The organism is Acinetobacter sp. UBA6720 (genome assembly GCF_002454215.1).
In the GTDB taxonomy this organism is placed as follows: Bacteria; Pseudomonadota; Gammaproteobacteria; order Pseudomonadales; family Moraxellaceae; genus Acinetobacter.
Map to the genome: position 1 here is coordinate 1 of NZ_DKIK01000204.1, position 22458 is coordinate 22458.

Consider the following 22458-nt stretch of genomic DNA (forward strand, 5'->3'; position numbering starts at 1 on the left):
GATTTGTTAAGTGAATGAAAAGCTTAAATTTATTAAATTGAGTGCCTGTGTGCATTTCATACGACTGTTGCAAGGGGCTCGGATAGATCAAAAAGAAGCGTTCAGTGCGGAATATCGTGGAGTTTCAATTAAAAATTTATTTGAATTGTTTTCAAGCTATTGAAATAAATTAATTATATTTTGGATTCTCTGGAATGTTCTTTATTTTAAGATTACTGATTCAAACGTAGACATATTGTGGAATTACAATTTATAAATACAAGCTAAAGCAAGTTGAGGTACATCACCTTGCTTTAGTTGTCTGTGTTTGGGGTAGAGAATGATGAACGTTTAAGCCACTAGTTAAAGTGCTTTTGCCTCAGTTGTTCTAGGCGGAGTTGATACTGCTGTTGCCATGCACTTTCAGCTAAATTTTGTTTTTGCTGGTTCATTTCTTGGTTTAGAGCAGTAAGCTCAGATTGGTAACTGGCGATCTGTTGTTGCTGACGAGCGACTTGTTGTTCGCGTTCAGCCATTTGCGCCGCTTCTTTGCCTGAAAAGTAGCTGTTACGAATGTGTTGGGTAATTTCTTGTTGCTGTATTGGGTCGGTGACGCCAATTAAAGCCAATTTAAGGGTTTTATCATAACCACCACTTTGACCATCAATGTTTTTGCTCGAGTTTTTATATTGTTGCTGTAATTGCGCAAGTTCACTCAGACGTTGTTGTAGTGTCATTTGCGGTGCTCGTCCCAAGAGTTCACCATAAGCAAACTGATAGCTGGCAAATTCTTTTTCTTCAGCAAAGCCGAGTTGTGTTTCTTGCTTACCTAAAGTCTGCTCACGTAAGTTCCAAATTTCCTGATAACGCTGTTGTGGTGTCATTTGTGTGGACATGGTTTTAGCTTGCATTTCTTTTTCGTACAGTGGTAGGCGTTCTATCAATCGTTTTAAAGTCTGGGCAAACTGCTGATCTGGATATTCGGCCAATACCTGTTTTAATAATGCCTGACAGTTGGTATCGGGGCAGTTTTGTTGTAACTGGTTTAATAATTGTGTGATATTGCCCGGATTTTTTTGAAAGTGTTGAATGATTTTTTGGATAGATTCTTGTTGCTGTTGTTGCTGCATTTTTGACTCGTCATTGTTTGCAGCAAGCTTATCTTGCAAACTGCTGGGTTGAGCAGTCTCTGTAAGGGACGGTGAGGATGCCTGAGTTTGACCCGATGTGGCATAGGATGGGCCAAGGCCCAACCATATCATCACACCGATCACCAATACACTCAGCACCAAAGCGATAAGCCGTAAGCGCTTCATTATTCTTCCTTATGGGTTGTATTGGAATTGGCCCATGACAGGGAAGTGGTCAGATAAGTCCCAAGTCATAAACAAGGGATCGGTAGCCGAGCGAAGAATACGGACATCATTACGTGCTTGTATAGGCTGACGGTGGTTATTGGATGACACCACATAGTCTAAATACTCTACGGTAGAGCCGCCCGTGAGTCCTGCACCCGCGAGTTTATTCACCCGTGGATCGAAGGTTGATTCGGTATATCCTGTGCTGACTGGTACCGTACCATTCAAGTTGATTTGCATTTGTGCATAATCTTGCGGCCACAGTAGCTTGTTGACATTAAAGTCACCGCCCATAAGTACTGCATCAAATGACGGGATATTTTGCTTATCGACCAAAGCGCGGATTTGCTTAAATTGTTGCTGGCGCATATCACGTGCCGCGTCGGTATCAAACGATGCGGTATGCGTGGAGGTCACATGATAGGCTTTGCCATTCTTGAGAATTTCAGCATAAATCACGCCTTTATCGGCAAAACAGTCAATCCCTGTACAGCTTGGGTAAATAAAATGATCCGTTTGTACAATCGGGTGGCGACTGGCAACCAATATGCCGCTGTCATAAATGTTGTAGCCTGAACCGACTGGAATATAAGTTTGGTACGGATATTCCTGAGCTAATTTGGCCAACATGGCGGTACGACCAGAAGCAAAGGTCTCTTGGAATAAAATCGCGTCGTAGCCTTTTAGGTTTTGTGGTAGTTGTTCTAAGCGTTCATCAATTTTACTTGCCACCAAAGGAAGGGCATAAATATTGTAGGTTAAAACTTTAAACTCATCGGCACTGCTGGCAACAGGTTCTGGCACGGTATTTTGATGGATGGTGTAGTGGAAGTCGTCATAACCACCAGTGTATTCAGCTTTAAAAGCAGTCTGCGCCGTTTTTCCTGCATAATTGGTGTTGAAACGCTGAATGTTACGGTCGTTGAACCATGGTGCAGAGAAATCACTGCCAGATGCAGAATGTTTAATATTACTTCCAGACCAAGTGCCAGTCATAGATTGTTTCAGGGTGACGCTTGAACCACCGCCTGTAATCACGGTATCAAAATTATAGGTTTGGCCTGACTTTAGCCCAGTATAACGGTTATAACGCAGTACACGTTTGGTTTCATAAGGGGCAATTTGAGTGGCTTCTTGAGCCCATTGACTCCCTTGCGTTAAGGTGCGTGTACCGTGATGATTAATATTGACGGAGACTGTTTCAGGGGTGGTATTGGTCACATAAACGTATGAGTCGGCTATCACTGGCTGACTGCACACTAATAATGATAACCATCCGATATTTTTCATTAAGTTTTTATTTAATTGGCTACTCATGTTTTCCCTCCATGATGTTTTTATTCAACATTGTGTCAAGAACAATATGACGAGATCACTATGGCAGTTAATTTTTTGAAGTCAGTGACAAAGTGCGACAGCACCTTGATTTTCCGATGAATGAGCATCAAAAATTCAATTTAATGTATAAGCTCTGTTGACATTTCATTTGGCAAATCAAAACCCAAGTCAGAACAATAGAATGTTAAGGTTTTACTTGAACGAGAGAATTTTATTGGCTAGTGATTTGTGATGTAGAAAGAGCAAGAGCATCTCGTAGTTGCTTATACCAATCGACCTCAGTTAAGCGTCCTTATTTTGACGATAAGCACCGGGACTGACCCCAGTCCACTTTTTAAAAGCACGGTGGAACGCACTCGGATCATGAAAATTGAGTTCAGTGCTAATGTCTTGTAATGATACTTGGCTGTTACTGAGCAGCTCAATCGCCATATCACGGCGTATATCATTTTTCAGTTGCTGATAACTGAAACCTTCGCTTTTCAGTCGCCGCTGAATAGTCGCCTCAGACATATTGAAATGATGGGCAATTTCAGACAGTTCAAGCCATTGTATAGGTGGCTCTTGCATTAAGTAGCGACGAATCTGGGCACTGGTTGAATGTGGGTTTTTATAACGGGTCAGTAAAATATGTGGAGTTTGCTGAATAAATTGATACCACGATTTACTGTCCTGTTTTATTGGCATTTTTAAATAATTGGCATCGAACTGAATGTAGTTTTCAGCCATTTGATACTGGATATTTTCACAAAAACGAACTTTATAGTCGATGTCATCTGTAGGTGCATCACATTTGAGTTGAATTTGATTCAAAATCACCCGTTGACCCACTAGCCAACACATAAGCGCATGAATCAGCATGATATAAGTCGCGTAACTAAACATGCGTTTGGGCTGTTGTCGTTCATAAATCACAATATAGGCATAATGCTCTTGCACCATGAGTTGACTGCTAAAGTCATCTAGCACCAGATTCATAAACTGCAAAATATGCTGAATGGCTTGGTCGAGCTGGGTGGTGTGTAATAGTGATTTAGATAAAAACCGAAAACTGCCACGGCGCATAGCATGACGATCCATCCCAAAAAATTCATCATTCATGACATTGGCCAGTTCAGTCCAGAGCTGTGCATATTGATTGACTGAGACTCGTGCTTTTGTCGCACTTAACAGTTCGTTATTGATGCCTGCATTTTTCAAAATATCAGCAACTGCATATCCCTGCTTTTCAGCTTCAAACAATGCTTCGTGTACCAAAGCAATTGAAATGGAATCTTTCTGGGTGTTTACATGTTCCGATGCAGTCATGGTGGCTTCCATATTTTTATTGTGCATTTTGAGCATTGTCCAAAACCATCATGGAAGATGCAATATTTGGAAATTGTACTTAAAGGGTTCTGTGTTTACATTTCTTCTTAAGTCGTAGCATTCAATCATACAAGGAAAAATAAATGAAGATTCAAGGGAAGGTTTTTGTCGTTACAGGTGGTGCATCGGGTTTAGGTGCGGCAACAGCACGTCATTTGATTGAACAAGGCGCTAAAGTCATTTTGGTAGATATGAACCAAGCTTTAGGTGAAGAGCTACAGCGTGAGTTGGGTGAAAATGCTCAGTTTAAAAGCCTTGATGTTACTGATGAGCACGCCGTGCAAAGTTTCTTCCAAGAAGTCGAGGCGGAATATGCACAATTGAATGGTTTGGTGAACTGTGCGGGTGTAGCGCCTTCAGCCAAAGTGTTGGGTCGTGAGGGTATTCATGAGCTGGCTTTATTCCAAAAAGTATTAAACATCAATGTCTCAGGTACTTTTAATATGCTGCGTTTTGCTGCGCAGTTAATCGCGAAATATGAACCTCAAGCTGGTGAAGAAGAACGTGGCGTGATTGTGAATACAGCTTCAGTTGCAGCCTATGACGGCCAAATTGGCCAGACCGCTTATGCAGCATCGAAAGGCGCGGTTGTCTCAATGACTTTGCCGCTGGCACGCGAGCTAGCACGTGAAAAAATTCGAGTGATGACCATTGCTCCAGGCATTATGGAAACGCCAATGTTGAAGGCGATGCCGCAAAATGTACAAGATGCGCTAGGTGAAATGGTGCCATTTCCGAGGCGTTTGGCAAAACCGCAGGAGTTTGCTCAGCTGGTAGGCCATATTTTTGAAAATAGTTATTTGAATGGTGAAGTGATTCGTTTAGATGGCGCGATTCGTATGCAGCCTAAATAATTTATTTTGACTTGTGATCTTTGAATTTATAGCAGAGTCTTTGCCTCGATAAGTAAAGGCTTCTTATAACCTTCGGTTCGACCTACTTTTCTTTCGGGAAAAGTAGGCAAAACCATCTCCATTCGCAAAACCTGTTTTATTGAATTTACAGACTACTTTCTCGCAGAAACATTATCTTTTGAAAGGCTTTCAGGTTGAGAATGGGTCGCCGTGTATCAAATATTTATTAAATTTAATAACCTGAACAGAGAAGGGACGACACTCCATGCTTTTAAATGAAGAACAAAAAATGGTTCAGGATATGTTGCGTAGTTATTCGCAGGAAAAACTGAAGCCAACCGCAGCTGCACGTGACAAAACTGCACAGTTTCCTGCGCAAGAACTCAAAGAGCTGGGTGAGTTAGGTGCTTTGGGTATGACTGTTTCACGTGAGTGGGGTGGTGCAGGCTTGGATTATATTTCACTGGTGGTGGCACTTGAGGAAATTGCAGCAGGTGATGGTGCTATTTCGACTATTGTCAGTGTGCAAAACTCATTGCCGTGTGGCATTACCCAGCGTTATGGCACTGATGCGCAAAAGCAGAAATATTTAAGCAAACTTGCCACAGGTGAGTGGCTGGGATGTTTTTGTCTCACTGAACCACAAGCAGGCTCAGATGCAGGAGCGTTGGAATGTAAGGCCGTTCGTGAGGGTGATGAGTGGGTGCTGAATGGAACCAAACAATTTATTACCACAGGAAAGCATGCTCAAGTCGCTTTGGTTTTTGCAGTCACAGACAAGGCTGCGGATAAGAAAGGTATTTCTTGCTTTTTAGTCCCAACCGATACCGAAGGCTATATCGTCTCTCGTATAGAAGAAAAGATGGGGCAGCACTGTTCAGATACGGCAACCATTGTTTTAGAGAACTGCCGCATTCCGGCTGATCATTTGCTAGGCGCGGAAGGTGAGGGTTATAAAATTGCACTTTCAAATTTGGAGTCAGGACGTATCGGTATTGCCGCGCAATCAGTAGGTATGGCGCGCGCCGCTTTGGATGCAGCAGTTGAATACGCCAATGACCGCAAAGCCTTTGGTGTTGAAATTGTACAACATCAGGCAGTTGCTTTTCGTTTAGCCGATATGGCGACGCAAATTGAAGCGGCACGCCAGTTAATTTTTCATGCAGCTGCTTTGAAGGACGCAGGATTGCCGTGTTTAAAAGAAGCGTCTATGGCCAAACTGTTTGCCTCAACCATGGCGGAGCGTGTTTGTTCTGATGCGATTCAAATTCATGGTGGTTATGGCTATGTCTCAGATTTTCCAGTTGAGCGAATTTATCGGGATGTTCGTGTGAGCCAGATTTATGAAGGAGCATCTGATATTCAACGTCTGGTCATTGCACGTGAAGTCACCAAGGTTTAAGACGACTCAGTTTTAGACCTTGGTCGATGTTCAAAGCTTGCACTTTCATTGAGGGATTTGGAAATTGTAGGTGCATTTAAAACATGGTTATCTAGGTGTAGCCGTTAGTTACAGGTATTAAGTCGAGTAGCTGAGCTGCTCTGGGTATTCAAACAATATAGGACTGACAATGAGGTCAGTTCAACGCTTAAAATGATAAAGAACATGGACGGCCAAAGTGGATTTGGCCTTAAAAAATGGATAATACGAGGTTGTCGTGATGAAGACATTAGAACAAGCCCACCAAGAATTTAACTATGAGCAACTGATTCAAGAACAATTGGTCGGTCAACCCAATGCAATGAATGCTTATATTGAGTGTTGTCAGCGTTATGTCGGGCAGCAAAAAATAGCACTCATTTGGGAAGGAAAAAATGGAGAGTCTGAGCAATGGAGTTTTGAACAGCTCGATGTGGCCTCAGCACAGTTGGCAAATTATTTTAAAAATATTGGCATTCAAGTAGGTGACTGTATCGCAGGGCTGTTACCCCGTACCCCTGAACTATTGATTACGATTTTAGCAACATGGCGGATCGGTGCGATTTACCAGCCTCTGTTTACCGCTTTTGAGTCGAAGGCGATTGAGCATCGAGTTTTAACTGCGAATACTAAATTGATTGTGACCAATGCAGAACAACGCCCAAAATTAAATCACGTTGAAGTCAAACATATCCTGACTGTAAATGCGGGAACAAACTTAGCTAGTAACGAAGCTGATTTTTGGCAAGAGGTCAAACAACAGTCCGATCAATGTGAAGCTGTTTTGTGTAGCTTTAATGATGATTTCCTGATGATGTTTACCTCTGGCACCACAGGTTTGGCGAAATCGGTACCTGTCCCTTTAAAAGCAGTTTTGGCTTTTAAGGGTTATATGCAACATGCGGTAGATTTAAGAGAAGACGATTCATTCTGGAATTTAGCCGATCCGGGCTGGGCTTATGGGTTGTACTATGGAATCACAGGCCCGCTCAGCTTGGGGCATAGCATCATTATGGATGAGCGTGCATTTAGCGTGGATCATGCGGTTGAGGTTATTAAAAAGTATCGTGTCAGTAACTTAACGGGGTCGCCTACAGCTTTTCGAATGTTCTTCGGTTTCAAAGAAAAGTTTGATCCTTCCATTAAAACTCACTTACGTGCCGTCAGTAGTGCAGGTGAGCCTTTGACCCCAGAAGTGATTCATTGGTTCAATAATGATCTGAACGTCAACATTTATGACCAGTATGGACAAACTGAGTTGGGCATGGTGATTGCCAACCATCATGCACTGGAGCATGAGAAAAAAGTCGGGTCGGCAGGCTTTGCCAATCCTGGACACCGCTTTGCTGTACTGGATGCGAACCACCAAGAAGTGAAGCGCGGAGAGATTGGAACGTTGGCGATAGACTTTAGCCAGTCACCACTGACATGGTTTAAGGGCTATGGTGGCAATAATCGAAAGTCCTTTGTGGGACAGTATTATTTAACGGGTGATACGGTCAAACTGAATGAAATTGGCGGTGTCGATTTTGTTGGACGTGCTGACGATGTCATTACAACGTCAGGCTATCGAGTTGGGCCTTTTGATGTCGAAAGTACTTTGCTTGAGTGTGTAGAGGTTTTAGAGTCGGCTGTGATTGGTAAGCCTGACCCAGAACGCACTGAAGTGGTGAAAGCTTTTGTGGTGCTGAAACCTCAGTACCAAGCCTCTAAAGAATTGGATAGCAAACTCCAAGCCTATGTGCGTTCACGTTTATCTAAACATGCATATCCGAAAGAGATTGAGTTTGTTGAAAGCTTGCCGAAAACGTCGAGTGGCAAAATTCAACGTAATTTACTGAAACAGCAAGAAGTGGCAAAGATACAAACCATACAAGTTGCAATTTAATTTAAAAATAAAAGGGTCTTAGTGGTAAGTCGAATTCGCAGTAATTGTTGATCTAACCGATTGAAAAAAATTATCTTGGCGGAGTTTTATCGAATTTTCATCCAATTTTGTCATTAGCCTGCTGCTCGCCCTACTTTTGTTTCGGCAAAAGTAGGCAAAACCATTGTCACCTGCAAAACCTGTTCTTTTCTTGGATTTATTAAAAGATATCGAAGAAACATTATCTTGCTTAGACCATGCAGGTTGCAGATGACATTTTCGCGTATCATATTTTTTGTTGAACTCTAATTAGAATTAAAGCCAGCCAGTTCTAAATGGGCTGGCTTTTCTTTGCTCCATTTATAGTGATATGTGACCTGTGGGAACACCGCGTGAAATATAGCTAGATGTATAAATAGCCTAAGTAAATTTAACTAGGCAACTACTATGATTCAATATCCGTAATTTAAAAATGAAAAGATGAGCCATTTAAAGCACATCGCATTTATTGAATTTGTGCATAGCCAATCTTAGTTTCATAGTTATAATTCGACATCAATATTTTCTTTAGCAAAAGGCTGAATCATGGACGAGTTAGATGAAAGTCTAGAACTCAGTAATGCTGAAATGCATCTCTATAGCCGCCAAATTTTATTGGACGGATGGGATATAGAGGCACAAGAAAAACTCAAGTTAGCCAATGTACTCATCGTGGGTTGTGGAGGCATCGGTTGTTTGACTGCGGAGTTACTGGCACGTGCTGGCGTAGGGCAAATCACTCTGATTGATGCAGATACGATCGAAGTAAGCAATCTGCAAAGACAGATTGCCTATGTAGAAAACAATGTCGGTTTCTATAAAGCAGAGGTTTTGGCCCAGCGTTTAAAGCAGATCAATCCCTATATTCAAGTCCATGCGCATACTGTAAAGCTTGATACATCTAATGCAGCTCGCTTAATTGTTGGTCAAGACCTAGTTCTTGATGGTTGTGATAATTTTACGACGCGGTATTTGGTCAATCAGCAGTGTAAAGCGGCCAATATTCCACTCATCAGTGCATCGGCCATTGGTTTTCAAGGGCAACTCTTTATGGTGGAAGGCGAGTCTGCTTGTTATGAATGTCTGTTCCCGAAAGAAGAACATGCGAATGAAAGCCTACGCTGTGCAGATTCGGGCGTTCTTGCCACCACTCCGAACGTAATGGCTAGTCTTCAAGCGCATCATGCACTTTTATACTTAGGTTTAAATGTCTCCGCACTCAAACAACGCCTGTTGCTTTGGGATGGCTTAAGTATGAAACAACGTTTGCTTGCTTTCGAAAAAGATACAGATTGTCCAGTTTGTCAGGCAAGATAAGCCTGCAATTTTTTCATTCTTTGATACACTCAATACAATTTATTTTTGACCGATATTATGAAAAACAATATCTTTTTAGATGGACTGCGCTCTGTTGCCCGTGTTGGGGAAACAGCAGTCATTGCAGCGCGTGCAGGTATTAAGTACGCAACTGAAAAACCAAGTAATGCCAAACTGATGCGTGAAACCTTTGAGTCTTTGGGTTCAACCTATATCAAGCTGGGTCAGTTTATTGCGAGTACACCTTCACTTTTTCCACGTGAATACGTTGAAGAATTCCAAGGCTGTTTAGACCAAACCCCATCTTTACCGTTTAGTTATGTACAGGGGGTTTTGGCATCTGAGTTTGAAGGTCGAAATCTGTCTGAGATTTTTGCATCAATTGATGAAACACCGTTAGCTTCGGCATCTATTGCCCAAGTCCATGCCGCAAAACTGGTGACGGGCGAAGATGTAGTGATTAAAGTACAAAAGCCAGGTGTAGAAACGATTCTCTATACTGACTTAAATGTGCTGCACTGGGCAACCAAGGTCTTGGAAAAAGCGGTGCCTAAAGTCAAATTTGCATCTCTTGCAGACATTGTAGAAGAAATCAAAACCCGCATGGTTCGTGAAGTCGATTTTATTGAAGAAGCCAGTAATCTGGATGACTTTGTGAACTATCTCAATATCACACAAAACCATAAAGCCATGGCACCGAAGGTCTATCACCAATATTCGACTCGCCGTGTGCTGACCATGCAACGGTTATATGGTGTACCATTAACCGATTTTAATGTGGTGAAACAGCGTTGCAAAGATCCATCACAAGTCCTGATTACTGCCATGAATACATGGTTTGGTAGTCTGATGATGTGTAATAGCTTCCATGCTGACTTACACGCTGGAAACTTGATGTTGCTTGATGATGGTCGTGTCGGTTTTATTGACTTTGGAATTGTGGGCCAGTTGAAACCTGAAGTCTGGACAGCTTGTATCGCCTTTATGGATGCCTTACAAAAAACCGATTATGCACTCATGGCGGAAAACATGCTGAAAATGGGCATGACCGCAGTGCAGATTGATACGCAAGTGTTGGCCGCAGATCTTGAGCGTTTATTTAGTGGTGTGCTGTTGGCAGATCCGCAAGAATTGCTGAGTTCAAACCCAGCAGATTTGAATGACATTATGATGGATATGGTCGCAGTGGGCGAGCGTCACGGCATTCGCTTCCCACGTGATTTTGCCTTGTTATTTAAACAGATGCTGTATTTCGATCGTTTCATGCGCATCCTTGCACCGTATACCGATATCTATGCTGACCAGCGTTTGCAAATGGTGCAAACTATGGACCCAAATGTGTTGTTAAAAAACTAAATTCTTTTGAAGCACATTCTCCAAAAAATCCCTTTCAGTCCTTCTTTTGAAAAGAGGGACTGAAAACGCTTTCCTGTTAAACGGATGAGAAACATGGTTTCGCAAGGCAGGGATTAAAAGTCAAAATCTGTTAAAGGTAATAATGTGGACGCAATTATCATTGAAGGCTTAAAAGTTGAAACAGTGATTGGCTGTTTTAACTGGGAACGTCAGATTATTCAGCCTTTAATGTTGGATATGATTATTCAAACAGATTTGGAGCAAGCATCAAACTCAGATGACTTAGACCATACCTTAAATTATGCTGAAATTTGTGAAATCGCGGCAAAGGTTATTCAAGAAGCCAAGCCTGAACTGATTGAACATGCGGCAAAGTTGGTCATCAACGCACTTTTTTCTACCTTTCATGCGATTGAATCAATTAATATTACCATCCGTAAGCCTGCCATTATCGCGCAAGCAAATTCTGTAGGAATTCGTCTTGAACGCCACCGAAACGATTTTCGCCCTAGCTCTGGCGAGTAATAATAACCCTCAGCAACATTTTTTATATGCCTCTGATGAGTTATCTAAAATTGGGCAGCTGCAATTTTCGAACATTTATTTAATTCCATGTCGTGATGGTGTCGGAGCAGATTATTGGAATGCAGCGTGTTTGCTGAAATCAACTTTGTCTGCTTCTGAGATTTCAGTCCTGCTGAAAAAAATGGAAAATGCCTCTGGACGAATTCGTCCATCGCATCAAATTGCTTTGGATGTTGATTTGATTGCATGGGGTGACAACCTAGAGCATATGCAATTTAATCCTAAGAAACTGCCTTTGGCTTTAGATGTTAAAATTCCAATGTTTGATGTGTGGAAGGATGCTGCCTTTCAACATGCAGAGCATACATTTCCAACGGTCAGTTGTGTAGAAACCAATTAACATATTGAAGTGTGATTGCATTTATAACTGTTTTAAGATGTATATAAAAATACAATTCAAAGCGAGTTATTTCATGAAAATACAAATTTTGAGTGCGCTTTTTTTAGCAATGCTTGTAGCGGGTTGTCAATCAAATCCATCAAACATGGTTGAAGCGGAATCAGGTCTGACTTCAGTAGTGAGAAGTACAGTTGGGAATGACGTCTCAGCATCGAAATCTGCTGAAAATAAAGCGCTAGAGCAGGCGGTGCATGCCTATACGCAAGATCAGTCAAATTATCAAACTAATACTTTTGATTTGAATCAGGATGGTCTGGCTGATGCAGTGGTACTGCTGGATGGTTCAGAATGGTGTGGTTCTGGTGGTTGTACTTTATTGGTCTTTAAAGGACTTGCTAATGGACGCTTCCAACCACATAGCAAAATGACCGTATCATCTACTCCAATTTATGCTTTAAGTACACAGACGCAAGGTTGGCATGATTTGTCGGTTTACACACGTGGTTTAGGACAGGTCATACTCAAGTTCAACGGAAAAAGTTATCCATCCAACCCTTCATTGGCAACTAAATATACAGCGAATTTGAAACAAGTAGGCAATACCTTATTGTTGCCGATCGTTGTGGAATAACTCAGAACTAAGTCAATAAAAAAGCAGTGGTGATTCCACTGCTTTTTTATTTAAACCCTTGTTGTTTAAATAAAATAACTGGTCTTGGTCATGAGTTTTGATATAGCCGTCATGGTGATTTTGACAGGAATAGGTAAATCGACACCGCCAGCATTTAGTGCTGTATCACGGTGATGTAATTCATCTTCATTCATTTGTACAAGGATATTGCGTGAACGATCATCCTGAGCAGGAAGTTGGCTGATGTGATGTTGTAAATGCAGACTGACTTGGCGCTCCGTTTCTGCAACAAAACCTAAGCTATATTTATCGCCTGCAATGCCTGCGATTGCGCCCATACCAAAAGACAAACCATACCAAATTGGATTGAGCAGACTGGTATGGCTATCCAGTTCTTTTAAGCGGTCTTCACACCATGCAAGATGGTCTTGTTCTTCAATCGCGGCTTGTTCCATTTCCCGGCGTACATTTGGCAGTTTTGCAGTTAAGGCCTGACCATGATAGAGCGCTTGAGCACAGACTTCGCCACTATGGTTGACTCGCATTAAACCAGCAACATGACGCGCTTCACTGACGGCCAGTTGGGTTTCTACCGCCTTACCTGGGTTCTCGCGCTGAGCAGACGTTGTGCCAGGAACTAAGCTGCGCAGGGCTTGATCAAAAGAATTGATAAATTTATCTATGCCAGTGTAATGACGCATAACTTTAGTCCTCTAACTCAGGTTGTACAGTTTTTAGCATAGGTTTAAGTCGATATAACAACCATACTGTAAAAACTGCACTCAATATAGCGGTAATGCTGAAAAGTATTTTAATATCAATCTTTAAAACACTTAAAATGATAATCGAAAATACAGCAGATGACACCATAAACACCGCATTTAAAATGTTGTTTGCGGCAACAACACGTGCACGGTGTGACCGCGGAGAATACGCTTGCATCATGGCATACAAGGGTACGATATAAAAACCACCACTGATGCCAAGCAAAGTCACTGCGAGCATGACATGATAGTAAACCATACCGTGGTTGAACATATCGCTAACATTGAGCATTGCCCCTGTACGTTCTGGGACATAAGCGAGACTCAAGGCCAAATAAAAGGCAAATAAAGTCAGTCCAATAGCACCCACAGGCACCATTTTTATATTTACTTCTGAACCACCAATCTTACGGCATAACAGCGAACCGACCCCAATGCCGACAGAGAAAAAGGTCAAGAGTAGACTTACGACATTTTCTGAAGCGTGTAGATTTTGCAAGGTCAACTGCGGAATTTGAGTGAGGTAGGTCGCCCCATAAAACCAATACCATGAATTCCCCAGTAAAACCATAAAAATGAGGGGCAGGCTTTTGGCATATTGAAGTGTTTGAAAACTCGTTCTAAAGAAATTCCAGTCGATCTTTAAATCGGGTGCGCTGACTTTTTGTTTTAAAATATAGCGGCTAGAGAAATAACCCAAAATAGCAATCGTAACCACAGTCAGGCTAATCCAAAACAAATTGCCATTTGACGCTGAAATGACCGCACCACCTAAAATCATGCCCACCAATATGGCAATAGATGTACCTGATTGGAACAATGCGTTGCCAGACATGAGTTCATTTGGCTTGAGAATCTCAGGTAAAATGGCGTATTTGATTGGGCCAAAGAAGGTGGAGTGTGTGCCCATCATAAATAAAGCCAACAACAGCAACCATAGATTTCCCAATAAGAATCCTGCTGAGCCAATCAGCATAATCACAATTTCTAAAATTTTAATGCTGCGAATCAACTGTGAGCGTTCAAATTTGTCAGCAATTTGTCCTGCTGTTGCGGAGAAAATAAAGTAAGGTAGGATAAATAAAAGTGCAGCTAGATTATTGAGTGTACTTACACTGGCTGCTTGTTGATTAATCCATCCATAAGTAATGACTAAAAGCAAAGCTTGTTTATAAACATTGTCGTTTAATGCACCAAAGAATTGGGTAATAAACATGGGAAGAAAGCGACGGGTACTTAATAGATGTTCATTGTTTTTCATGCTTTTTGCACTGCATTAAGTTTTATTAAGAAATGTGACTAATTGCTCAATCGTTCAATAAAATCATGTAAGATATTTAAAACCTGAAATTGGGTAAAATAATCAATAGATTTCAGTTCTTTTGGGTCATTTCATTAGAGCAAATCCATAAAGATTAAATAAATTTAGAGTTTTCTATGCTTGCCAAAACAAATTTTAAAAAGTCGACTCTTTCATTGAGTATGAATTCTTTCATACCGTGGCATCATAACAATAAATATTTATGCCTGAGTATCTTTTTAACGCTTTTGTCACAAGCAAGTTTTGCAGAAACGCCCGTTGCCATTGAGCCAAGCAGTGTGCAAGTGGATACGCAAACGAATGCGCAAATGACTGAGGAAATTAAAAAAGAAGCGATTCTTCAGGGTATGAGCAGTACTGAGGAATTACAGAAAGTTAAAAATATGGCGGTTGAACCTACTGTTCCAGACAGTATGCAAATGTTGCAACAGCAACAAACCTCTTTAAAAAACTTAGCTGAATTTGCACCGATTCAATTTGAAGACCTTGAGGATTTGCCTGATGTTCAAGTAGATCAGAATATGGCAAATGATATTTATCAGGTAGCAGAGCAAGCCAAAGCAGAAGCACAGGCCTACCGCAGTGGTCAAAAGAAAGAGCTTGTCGTGGCAGATGCGACACAGCAGGAAATGGCTGAGATTAATCAAGCACCTGTTAATGTCGACGATTTGATGCGAAATATTCAAGCAGATAGTCAAATTTCGGTAGAGGCAAATACAGCGGGAAACACCTTAGATTTTGACATGAGCACCGAAGAGAAAATCGCCAAAGAACCGAATTTCTTTAAACGCATGCTCTATAAGATTCGACCACCAAAAGAAATGGATAGCGCCAAAGTTCCACGGATCAGTGCTGATGTTGAAATTATCAATGCAAAATATGAGGGCGAGATATCGAATAAAGCTTATCAGGCAGCATTGGTTAATTTAAAAGACAATATTAAGGGTAAGCTCTCGAGTTTTACCCAAGAATCTTTTGATGATTTTCCATCGGCACTACCGCAACTCCGTACACTGTCCAACCAAGCGGCGCAAGCGGTTGGTTTTTATAATGCTGAGTTTAAGTTTGAAAAAACCAGTAGTAGTCGTGTCCGTGTTCAAGTCACACCGAATACACCCGTTCGTATCGAAGAGCAAAACATTGAATTTAGTGGTGCAGGTGCAAATTTACCGCATTTCCAAGTGATACGGGTTTTGCCTGAACAAGATGTAGGCGATGTATTAAATCATGGCTTATATGAGTCAACTAAAGGACGAGTCAATGAGGCTGCAAGTAATAACGGTTTCTTTGATAGTTATTGGCGCTTACACGATGTGAAAGTGGAACAGCCACAAAATACAGCAGATATTAACCTGCGTTTTGAGACAGGTAGTCGTTATAAGTTAGGTGACGTAGAGTTTGTAATGAGTGATCCGGATAAGCCACTACCAATTGATCTAGATGTTTTACAAAGTCTAGTGACATGGGAGCCCGGAGCGGATTATACCTTTTGGCGTGTAAATGGTTTGGCTAATAATTTGACCAACTCACGCTACTTTAACTATAGTTTGGTAGATGCTGTTCGACCAGATCCAGTTGAAATGCCAAGCGAATTACCTCCTGATTTGCAGAAATTGGTCGATGAACAGCAACTTTCACGTCAAGATGTTTTGGCTCAGGAAAAACAACAGATTGTGTCAAACCGTGAAGTGACCCAGTCTGTCGTAAGCGAAACTCAGTTTGCAGGTGTGAATGATGTAGAACAAAATCAAGCACAAGCGGCACTAAAAACTGCACAAGAATTAAAACAAAGCGAAGAAGAACGCCTAAAACTTGAAGCGCGAGAAACAAAGGTCATCCCCGTTAAAGTCACATTAAATGCCGATCAATTGAATAGCGCTGAATTAGGTGCTGGTTATGGTAGTGATACAGGTGCTCGTTTACGTGCGCAATATCGTCGTGCCATTGTTAACAATCGTGGACACTCTTTTGATGCGAACTTAGAACTTTCACAAATCCGTCAGTCTATTGATGGTCGATATAACATCCCCTACAAGCATCCATTGAATGACTATGTGAGCCTTGTGGGAGGATATGAGCGTGAAGAACAAGATGATGTTGGACAGGGCGTAAGTTTACAAACTGAATCAGCAGTTATTGGTGCAGACCGTGTTATTAAAAATCCGATGGGAAATTGGCAACATACCTATGGTGTGCGTTATCGTTTAGATCGTTTAACCCAAAAAGGGGTTGCAGATGAAGACGATATTCCAGATGCCTTTATTGCAAATGACGACCCTGAGCAAGAGTCACTGCTATTTGGTTATGAAATTTCCAGAATTGATAGCGATAAACGTGTCAATCCAAGTAAGGGCATTAAACAAACTTATAAGCTTGAACTAGGCAGTGAAAGCCTACTCTCAGATGCAGACATGGCAATTGCGAATGCAGGATGGCGTTTTATTTATTCATTGGGTGAAAATGATAATCACCAATTCGTAGGACGTGGAGATCTCGGTTATATCTTTACTCAAGACTTTAGTAAAGTACCATATAACTTACGTTACTTTACGGGCGGCGACCAAGGTATTCGTGGTTTTGATTATAAGAGTTTATCTCCAACTGTGGACGGATTTAAAGTAGGTGGTCAAGCCTTAGCTGTGGGCTCAATGGAATACAACTATCAATTTAAGGAAGGCTGGCGTGCAGCGATTTTTAGTGACTTTGGTAATGCGTATGATAAAGATTTTAGCAATGACACCGAGTACAGTGTTGGTTTAGGCATTCGTTGGGCATCACCGATTGGTCCAATTCGTATTGATGTAGCATCAGGGATTTCAGATGACAGTCATCCTATCCGTCTACATTTCTTTATCGGTTCATTATTATAAAATTTAGCATTTTTTGGGAAGATTATGGCTGAAGTAGAGCAGCAGCAAGAACCAACACCTACGCCGTTAAAACAACAGCGGCGCATTTTTAGAAGTGTCATTTTGACGCTGATGTTGACACTCATCTTGTTGGTGATATCACTTGCAGTTATGTTTTCTACAGATAGAGGCAGTAAGTTTTTACTCGACCAAGTATTAGAACGCCAAAAGATTATTAACTATGAATATGAAAGCGGTAATCTATGGAAAGGTATTATTCTTAAAAATGTAGTGGTCACATTAAAGCCTGTTGATGTCAAAATTGATCGTGCCGATGTCAGTTTAGGGTGGCGTGCTATATTAGATAAAGAAATTCATTTACGCAAAGCTGATGTTCGTAACCTTAGAATTATAACCAAAGGTGAGCCAAGCGATGAACCATTTAAGTTTAATGAAATTAAACTTCCTTTTGTACTGCGCTTAGATACAGCTGATGTTGATCATTTAAATATTAAAACTGCGACAGGTGCGCACGTTGATTTTTATGATGTACATTTAAATGATGCCTTATGGTCGGGTACAGAGCTTGAGTTTGAAAAGTCAAGTATGAATATGGGTTATTTGGCTGTACGTAATGCAACTGGAAAAATGAAATTTTCAGGAAAATATCCGCTTGAAGCGACAGCAATTGCAAACATCCCTTCCTTAAATAACAGTTTAAACGTACATGATATTGCCGTTCATGCCAAAGGTAGCTTAGATACCATTCAAGCGGGTGTTGCGACCCGAACGCCTGACTTACTAACAGGTTGGGCGATTATACATCCCGTACGTAAACATGTGCCGATGCAAGGACAGCTCAAATTTAATCATTACCATGTGCCACTGCTCAGCGATTACAAATTGTATGCTGAAAAAGGTGTTGCTAAATTTGCAGGTGATATTCAGCGGTTGGATATCGACTTAAACACAGATTTGAGTGGTAAAGACATTCCTAAAGGCCAATACACTGCTTTGATGCATACCGATTTGGTTCATCAACTTGATATTGATAACCTAAATGCGCAGTTGATGAAAGGTTCTGTTAATGTCGGTGGTGTGGTGAGCTGGAAAGACCATGTTACTTGGAATTTACAAGGTCGTTTGGATAAACTAAATCCTAAAGATGATGTATTGCCTCAAGTTATTTCTGATTTTTTACCGCCCAGCTTAGATGCCAAAATTGCCTCGAAGGGGACACTTGAAAAAGGCCTGCATTTAACTGCAAATCTTGACTTTGATCGTTATGAATCATGGCATCTTGCGCTAGACCAAAATCCAGAGAAAAATAATAAAGTCCAGCCAATGTTGATGGATGTCTCTTGGAAAAATATTGATCGCGCTGTACCTTATGTTGGCTGGTTAAGTAGTGCTTCAGGTGATGTAAAACTGGCTTTAGTTGAAGGTCAGCAAGATATTCATGTTGCGACTGTTGTGAGTAAACACGAAAAAGCGACCTTACCTGCGGGTCATTACCTTGCACAGTTAAATCTTAAAAATAATAACTTAAATGTTCCAAGTTTTAGCTATGTTGCAGGCCAAGGAAGTTTAACGGGTAATGCATTTGTTGAGCTTCCAAGTGATAAACGTCAATTAAAATGGAAAGCCGTTTTAAATGCAAAAGACTTTAATCCGCAAACTGTTACAGAAGCAGCACCGATTAATCTATTGAATGGCAAACTTCAGGCTAGTGGGTATGCCAAACCAAATCAACAGATTATTCAATTACAAGGTATTGATCTGACTGGAAAAATGGTTAGCAACAATGAAACGGTTCATTTAACTGGTCAGTCAACCGCCGCATTATTATTTAATGATGAAAAAGCAGGTGGTGGCTTTAAAGGTTATGCTGTGAACTATGACGGGGCTTTAAAAGCCAGTCAACTTGAGGCCAGTCAAGGTACATTAAATCTAAGATTATCAGGAACACCTGAGTTTATTAAAATAACTGAACTGAAGCATAACGGAGTTGCAGGTCAAATTAATGCCAGTGGTTTGGTGCACTTTATTCATGGCATCACTTGGGATGTAAATGCAGCATTCATTCGTTTCAAACCACAGTATTTTGCATCGAGTGTCCAAGGTGAACTGTCAGGTGTCGTGAAGACGAAAGGTACATGGTCGGATGCTTTAAAACGAATTAACATCGAAAGTTTAAATCTAGCGGGTATGCTGAATAACAAACCTGTACGTGGTACAGGTAACTTGGCTTTGGTATTAAACTCTAATCAAAAAGGTTTTTTACCTCAGCAGTTTGAGGCGAATAACCTGCTGTTGGCTTATGCTAAAAACCAAATTCAAGCGACTGGTAATGCGCAAAATTTAAGGCTGAATATTAATGCACCTGCGCTGTATGAAATTTATGCAGGCTTGCGTGGTCGCGCATACGGATATTTAAATGTTCAGTCCCAACCCCGATTAAGAGCAACAGCAAACTTAGCGGTGGATAATTTTGGCTTTAAAGATCTAATTGATATGCGTAAATTGCGTATTATTGGACAGTTGCCGACATCAGAAACGACACCGTCACTTATGACGGCAAAAATGGAAAGTTTACGTAGTGGTAATCGTGAAATTCAACAAGGTGAAATTTCACTTGCAGGAACACGTAAAGCACATTTATTAAAAGTTACTGCGAAAAATGAAAAGTCTAAATTTTATGTGCAACTTGCTGGTGGCTTTAATAGTCAAAATGATTGGTTAGGGCAAATTCAAAAGGGTGATTTTGACTCTGTGCGCGCGCGTTTGGTTCAGCGCCAAAATGCCTCAGTCGTTTATAGTCGCTCTAATACAGATTTGCTGATTGGTGCGCATTGTTGGATGAGTCAGCAAAGCCAACTTTGTTTTGATCAGCCAATTCGAGTGAGCAAAACGCGTGGTAATGTTTCATTTTTAACACAAAACTTAGACTTAAATGATTTTGCTGCGTTTATGCCTGAAGGTCTAGCGATTACAGGTAAGTTAAATGGGCATGCAAAAGCGGTTTGGGCACAAGGAGCTAAACCGAAAATTGATGCTCGTTTAGTCACTCGTGATGGGGTGATTGGCTTAGCTGCAGATGATCCACAAGACTTAGGTTCAACGCTAAAATATGAACAAGTGGCTTTGGTTGCAAAAAGTGTTGCAGAAGGTCTACAAATCCGATTGGATGTCAAAACACCTGAAATTGGCGTGGGATATGCCAATGTGGTTATTGATCCATACCGTGACAACATGCCTATGCGTGGTGAAATTGCATTTGATCAAGTACAGCTCAAAGTTTTTAAGCCATTCATAGCCGATGTGCGTTCTATGGGGGGGACACTTTCTTATGCAGGTAAAATCAATGGTACGTTGAAAGCTCCATTACTGACGGGGGATGTCCGTTTAAAAGATGGTTCAATTAGCATGATTTCACTACCAGTGAACTTGACCAATATCCAGCTTTATTCAGCAATTCGTCAAGACCAAGCAACAATCAACGGTGCGTTTAATAGTGGGCGTGGGGTTGGCAAATTAACAGGAACTGTGGACTGGAAGAATGATCCGCGTATTCAGTTACAGCTGAATGGTGAGAATTTACTTATTCGTCAAGCGCCTTTAATTACGGCATTGGTAACCCCTAAAATTACGCTTGATGTTTTACCATTAAGTAAGAAACTCACTTTAAATGGTGAAATTCAAGTTCCCCGCGCTTTAATTTCAATGCCAGAGGCATCTGTACCTGTGGTGAATGTATCTTCTGATGTTCGTATAGTTAAAGAGGGGCAAAATCAGTTAGCAATCTTAAACAGCTCGAAGCCTTGGGACATCCGTGCTGATGTCATGGTTGGCTTAGGTAATCAGGTCATTTTCCAAGGCTTTAACAGTCGCATTCCATTATTAGGACGTTTGTATTTGTCACAGCGTGGTGCAGAAACTGCTATGCGTGCCAATGGTGCAATTGGGGTTAGTCAACGGGTTAAAATTGAAGCCTATGGTCAAAGTTTAGATTTAAACCGTGCAATTGCGCGTTTCAATGGCGCTCTAAGTAACCCAACTTTAGATATTGATGCAAACAAAGCCGTACAGGGCAGTACGGTTGGAGTGCGCGTAACAGGTACGGCAACTTCCCCGAATATTCAAGTGTATAACGATGCTGGTTTGTCTGAGCAAGAAGCTTTAAATGCATTACTTACTGGACGAATTAATGAAGGTTCTAGTAGCTTAAGCCAAACTGAAGGCTTTAAATCGGATGTTAATAATACTATTGCTGCAGCAGGAATTAGTTTAGGTTTGGGAGGAACACGCGCATTTACCAATCAGCTTGGGCGTACTTTTGGATTAAGTGGTTTGGCTTTAGATGCGCAAGGAACTGGCGATGATACTCAAGTGAGTCTGACGGGTTATATCACTCCTGATTTGTATATTCGTTATGGTGTGGGGGTGTTTACTCCTGTGAATAAATTGACTTTACGCTATCAAATGAATAAGCGAATGTACTTAGAGGCGAGTCAATCAGTAGAGCGTGCAATAGACTTGTTCTATAATTGGAAGTTCTAACGCATCTATTTCCAGATAAGCCTACATTGATGTGGGCTTATCTTCGGTCAAATGGCGCATTATTTTTCAGAATAAATAGTCTTTGTGTAGATGAATAAAATCTATAAATAACAGACAGAAGATACTTAAAATCAATTAAGCCATATTAAAAGTAGGTGTATAGTAAATGGACTAGCTAAATTAAGAGTGAAGATCATAATGCCAATCAAATTTGTAATGCGTTTTGCTGCAATTCTATTTTCCGTTTTAATTTTGGTGGCACTTGCTATTCAATTTTTCTTTGATCCTCACTATACCGTGATTTTTTGGATTTTTTCCGTACCATTCATTTTAGGTACGCCAATTTTGGCTTCGGTCGTTTTAGCGAAAAATGAAGAGCTGGATATCCATTCAGTTAACTAAAACAGGCTTAACAAGGCAAGTTTTAAGTATAAGAAGTCCATCTTTTGATGGGCTTTTCTTTTTTGTTCAATATTTTGCAAAACTCGCACAGTTTCATTCGTGCTTATTTG

General features: G+C 41.0%; 16 protein-coding genes. 11 read left to right on the forward strand and 5 right to left on the reverse strand.

Going from position 1 to position 22458, the window contains the following annotated elements; translation table 11 throughout:
* Positions 1-338: 338 nt before the first annotated feature.
* From B4F08_RS17025 to B4F08_RS17035, 3 genes are all read right to left on the reverse strand, one after another.
* Positions 339-1295: a hypothetical protein gene (locus B4F08_RS17025; protein ID WP_291375504.1), complete on the reverse strand. Its 957-nt coding sequence runs from the start codon at positions 1293-1295 to the stop codon at positions 339-341.
* A 9-nt stretch (positions 1296-1304) separates the two neighbouring features.
* Positions 1305-2627, reverse strand: coding sequence for a sphingomyelin phosphodiesterase (locus B4F08_RS17030; protein ID WP_291375522.1), 1323 nt, complete (start codon positions 2625-2627; stop codon positions 1305-1307).
* Between the two features lie 330 nt (positions 2628-2957).
* Positions 2958-3983, reverse strand: a complete 1026-nt coding sequence (locus tag B4F08_RS17035) for an AraC family transcriptional regulator (protein WP_291375505.1) — start codon at positions 3981-3983, stop codon at positions 2958-2960.
* Between the two features lie 143 nt (positions 3984-4126).
* Between B4F08_RS17035 and B4F08_RS17040 the strand changes: the two genes are divergently transcribed.
* From B4F08_RS17040 to B4F08_RS17075, 8 genes are all read left to right on the forward strand, one after another.
* The gene (locus B4F08_RS17040; RefSeq protein WP_291375506.1) at positions 4127-4897 is read left to right on the forward strand and encodes a 3-hydroxyacyl-CoA dehydrogenase; all 771 of its coding nucleotides are present in this window, start codon (positions 4127-4129) and stop codon (positions 4895-4897) included.
* 265 nt (positions 4898-5162) lie between these two features.
* Complete coding sequence (locus B4F08_RS17045) at positions 5163-6299, forward strand: acyl-CoA dehydrogenase family protein (RefSeq protein ID WP_291375507.1); 1137 nt, start codon at positions 5163-5165, stop codon at positions 6297-6299.
* Positions 6300-6558: 259 nt separating this feature from the next.
* A complete protein-coding gene (locus B4F08_RS17050; protein WP_151706702.1) occupies positions 6559-8205 on the forward strand; it encodes an AMP-binding protein in 1647 nt (548 codons plus the stop codon).
* 564 nt (positions 8206-8769) lie between these two features.
* Positions 8770-9540 (forward strand): HesA/MoeB/ThiF family protein, encoded by a 771-nt coding sequence (locus tag B4F08_RS17055; RefSeq protein WP_151706691.1) that lies wholly within the window; start codon positions 8770-8772, stop codon positions 9538-9540.
* A 57-nt stretch (positions 9541-9597) separates the two neighbouring features.
* Positions 9598-10896, forward strand: coding sequence for an ABC1 kinase family protein (locus B4F08_RS17060; RefSeq protein ID WP_086207713.1), 1299 nt, complete (start codon positions 9598-9600; stop codon positions 10894-10896).
* Between the two features lie 144 nt (positions 10897-11040).
* A complete protein-coding gene (gene folB, locus B4F08_RS17065) occupies positions 11041-11421 on the forward strand; it encodes a dihydroneopterin aldolase (RefSeq protein WP_086207712.1) in 381 nt (126 codons plus the stop codon).
* Positions 11378-11821, forward strand: a complete 444-nt coding sequence (locus tag B4F08_RS17070) for a 2-amino-4-hydroxy-6-hydroxymethyldihydropteridine diphosphokinase (RefSeq protein ID WP_291375509.1) — start codon at positions 11378-11380, stop codon at positions 11819-11821. The genes folB and B4F08_RS17070 overlap by 44 nt, the downstream gene beginning before the upstream one ends.
* A gap of 73 nt (positions 11822-11894) precedes the next feature.
* Positions 11895-12452, forward strand: coding sequence for a hypothetical protein (locus B4F08_RS17075; protein WP_291375511.1), 558 nt, complete (start codon positions 11895-11897; stop codon positions 12450-12452).
* Between the two features lie 65 nt (positions 12453-12517).
* Here the strand turns inward: B4F08_RS17075 and coq7 are convergent, their stop codons facing one another.
* Together coq7 and B4F08_RS17085 are read right to left on the reverse strand one after the other, a co-directional pair.
* The gene (gene coq7 / locus B4F08_RS17080; RefSeq protein WP_004696505.1) at positions 12518-13153 is read right to left on the reverse strand and encodes a 2-polyprenyl-3-methyl-6-methoxy-1,4-benzoquinone monooxygenase; all 636 of its coding nucleotides are present in this window, start codon (positions 13151-13153) and stop codon (positions 12518-12520) included.
* Between the two features lie 4 nt (positions 13154-13157).
* On the reverse strand, positions 13158-14477 hold the full coding sequence (locus B4F08_RS17085) for an MFS transporter (RefSeq protein WP_151706688.1): 1320 nt from the start codon (positions 14475-14477) through the stop codon (positions 13158-13160).
* A 176-nt stretch (positions 14478-14653) separates the two neighbouring features.
* Between B4F08_RS17085 and B4F08_RS17090 the strand changes: the two genes are divergently transcribed.
* From B4F08_RS17090 to B4F08_RS17100, 3 genes are all read left to right on the forward strand, one after another.
* Positions 14654-17407 carry an autotransporter assembly complex protein TamA gene (locus tag B4F08_RS17090; RefSeq protein ID WP_291375515.1) on the forward strand — a complete coding sequence of 918 codons (2754 nt, stop codon included), beginning with the start codon at positions 14654-14656 and terminating at the stop codon, positions 17405-17407.
* 24 nt (positions 17408-17431) lie between these two features.
* Positions 17432-21946: a translocation/assembly module TamB domain-containing protein gene (locus B4F08_RS17095; RefSeq protein ID WP_119062890.1), complete on the forward strand. Its 4515-nt coding sequence runs from the start codon at positions 17432-17434 to the stop codon at positions 21944-21946.
* 198 nt (positions 21947-22144) lie between these two features.
* A complete protein-coding gene (locus B4F08_RS17100; RefSeq protein WP_086207640.1) occupies positions 22145-22348 on the forward strand; it encodes a hypothetical protein in 204 nt (67 codons plus the stop codon).
* Positions 22349-22458 lie beyond the last annotated feature (110 nt).

Excerpts from the sequence above, each read along its gene's own strand:
- B4F08_RS17025 (WP_291375504.1), bottom strand. The coding sequence starts at position 1,295 with ATGAAGCGCTTACGGCTTATCGCTTTGGTGCTGAGTGTATTGGTGATC.
- B4F08_RS17030 (WP_291375522.1), bottom strand. The coding sequence starts at position 2,627 with ATGAAAAATATCGGATGGTTATCATTATTAGTGTGCAGTCAGCCAGTG.
- B4F08_RS17035 (WP_291375505.1), bottom strand. The coding sequence starts at position 3,983 with ATGACTGCATCGGAACATGTAAACACCCAGAAAGATTCCATTTCAATT.
- B4F08_RS17040 (WP_291375506.1), top strand. The coding sequence starts at position 4,127 with ATGAAGATTCAAGGGAAGGTTTTTGTCGTTACAGGTGGTGCATCGGGT.
- B4F08_RS17045 (WP_291375507.1), top strand. The coding sequence starts at position 5,163 with ATGCTTTTAAATGAAGAACAAAAAATGGTTCAGGATATGTTGCGTAGT.
- B4F08_RS17050 (WP_151706702.1), top strand. The coding sequence starts at position 6,559 with ATGAAGACATTAGAACAAGCCCACCAAGAATTTAACTATGAGCAACTG.
- B4F08_RS17055 (WP_151706691.1), top strand. The coding sequence starts at position 8,770 with ATGGACGAGTTAGATGAAAGTCTAGAACTCAGTAATGCTGAAATGCAT.
- B4F08_RS17060 (WP_086207713.1), top strand. The coding sequence starts at position 9,598 with ATGAAAAACAATATCTTTTTAGATGGACTGCGCTCTGTTGCCCGTGTT.
- B4F08_RS17075 (WP_291375511.1), top strand. The coding sequence starts at position 11,895 with ATGAAAATACAAATTTTGAGTGCGCTTTTTTTAGCAATGCTTGTAGCG.
- coq7 (WP_004696505.1), bottom strand. The coding sequence starts at position 13,153 with ATGCGTCATTACACTGGCATAGATAAATTTATCAATTCTTTTGATCAA.
- B4F08_RS17085 (WP_151706688.1), bottom strand. The coding sequence starts at position 14,477 with ATGAAAAACAATGAACATCTATTAAGTACCCGTCGCTTTCTTCCCATG.
- B4F08_RS17090 (WP_291375515.1), top strand. The coding sequence starts at position 14,654 with ATGCTTGCCAAAACAAATTTTAAAAAGTCGACTCTTTCATTGAGTATG.
- B4F08_RS17095 (WP_119062890.1), top strand. The coding sequence starts at position 17,432 with ATGGCTGAAGTAGAGCAGCAGCAAGAACCAACACCTACGCCGTTAAAA.
- B4F08_RS17100 (WP_086207640.1), top strand. The coding sequence starts at position 22,145 with ATGCCAATCAAATTTGTAATGCGTTTTGCTGCAATTCTATTTTCCGTT.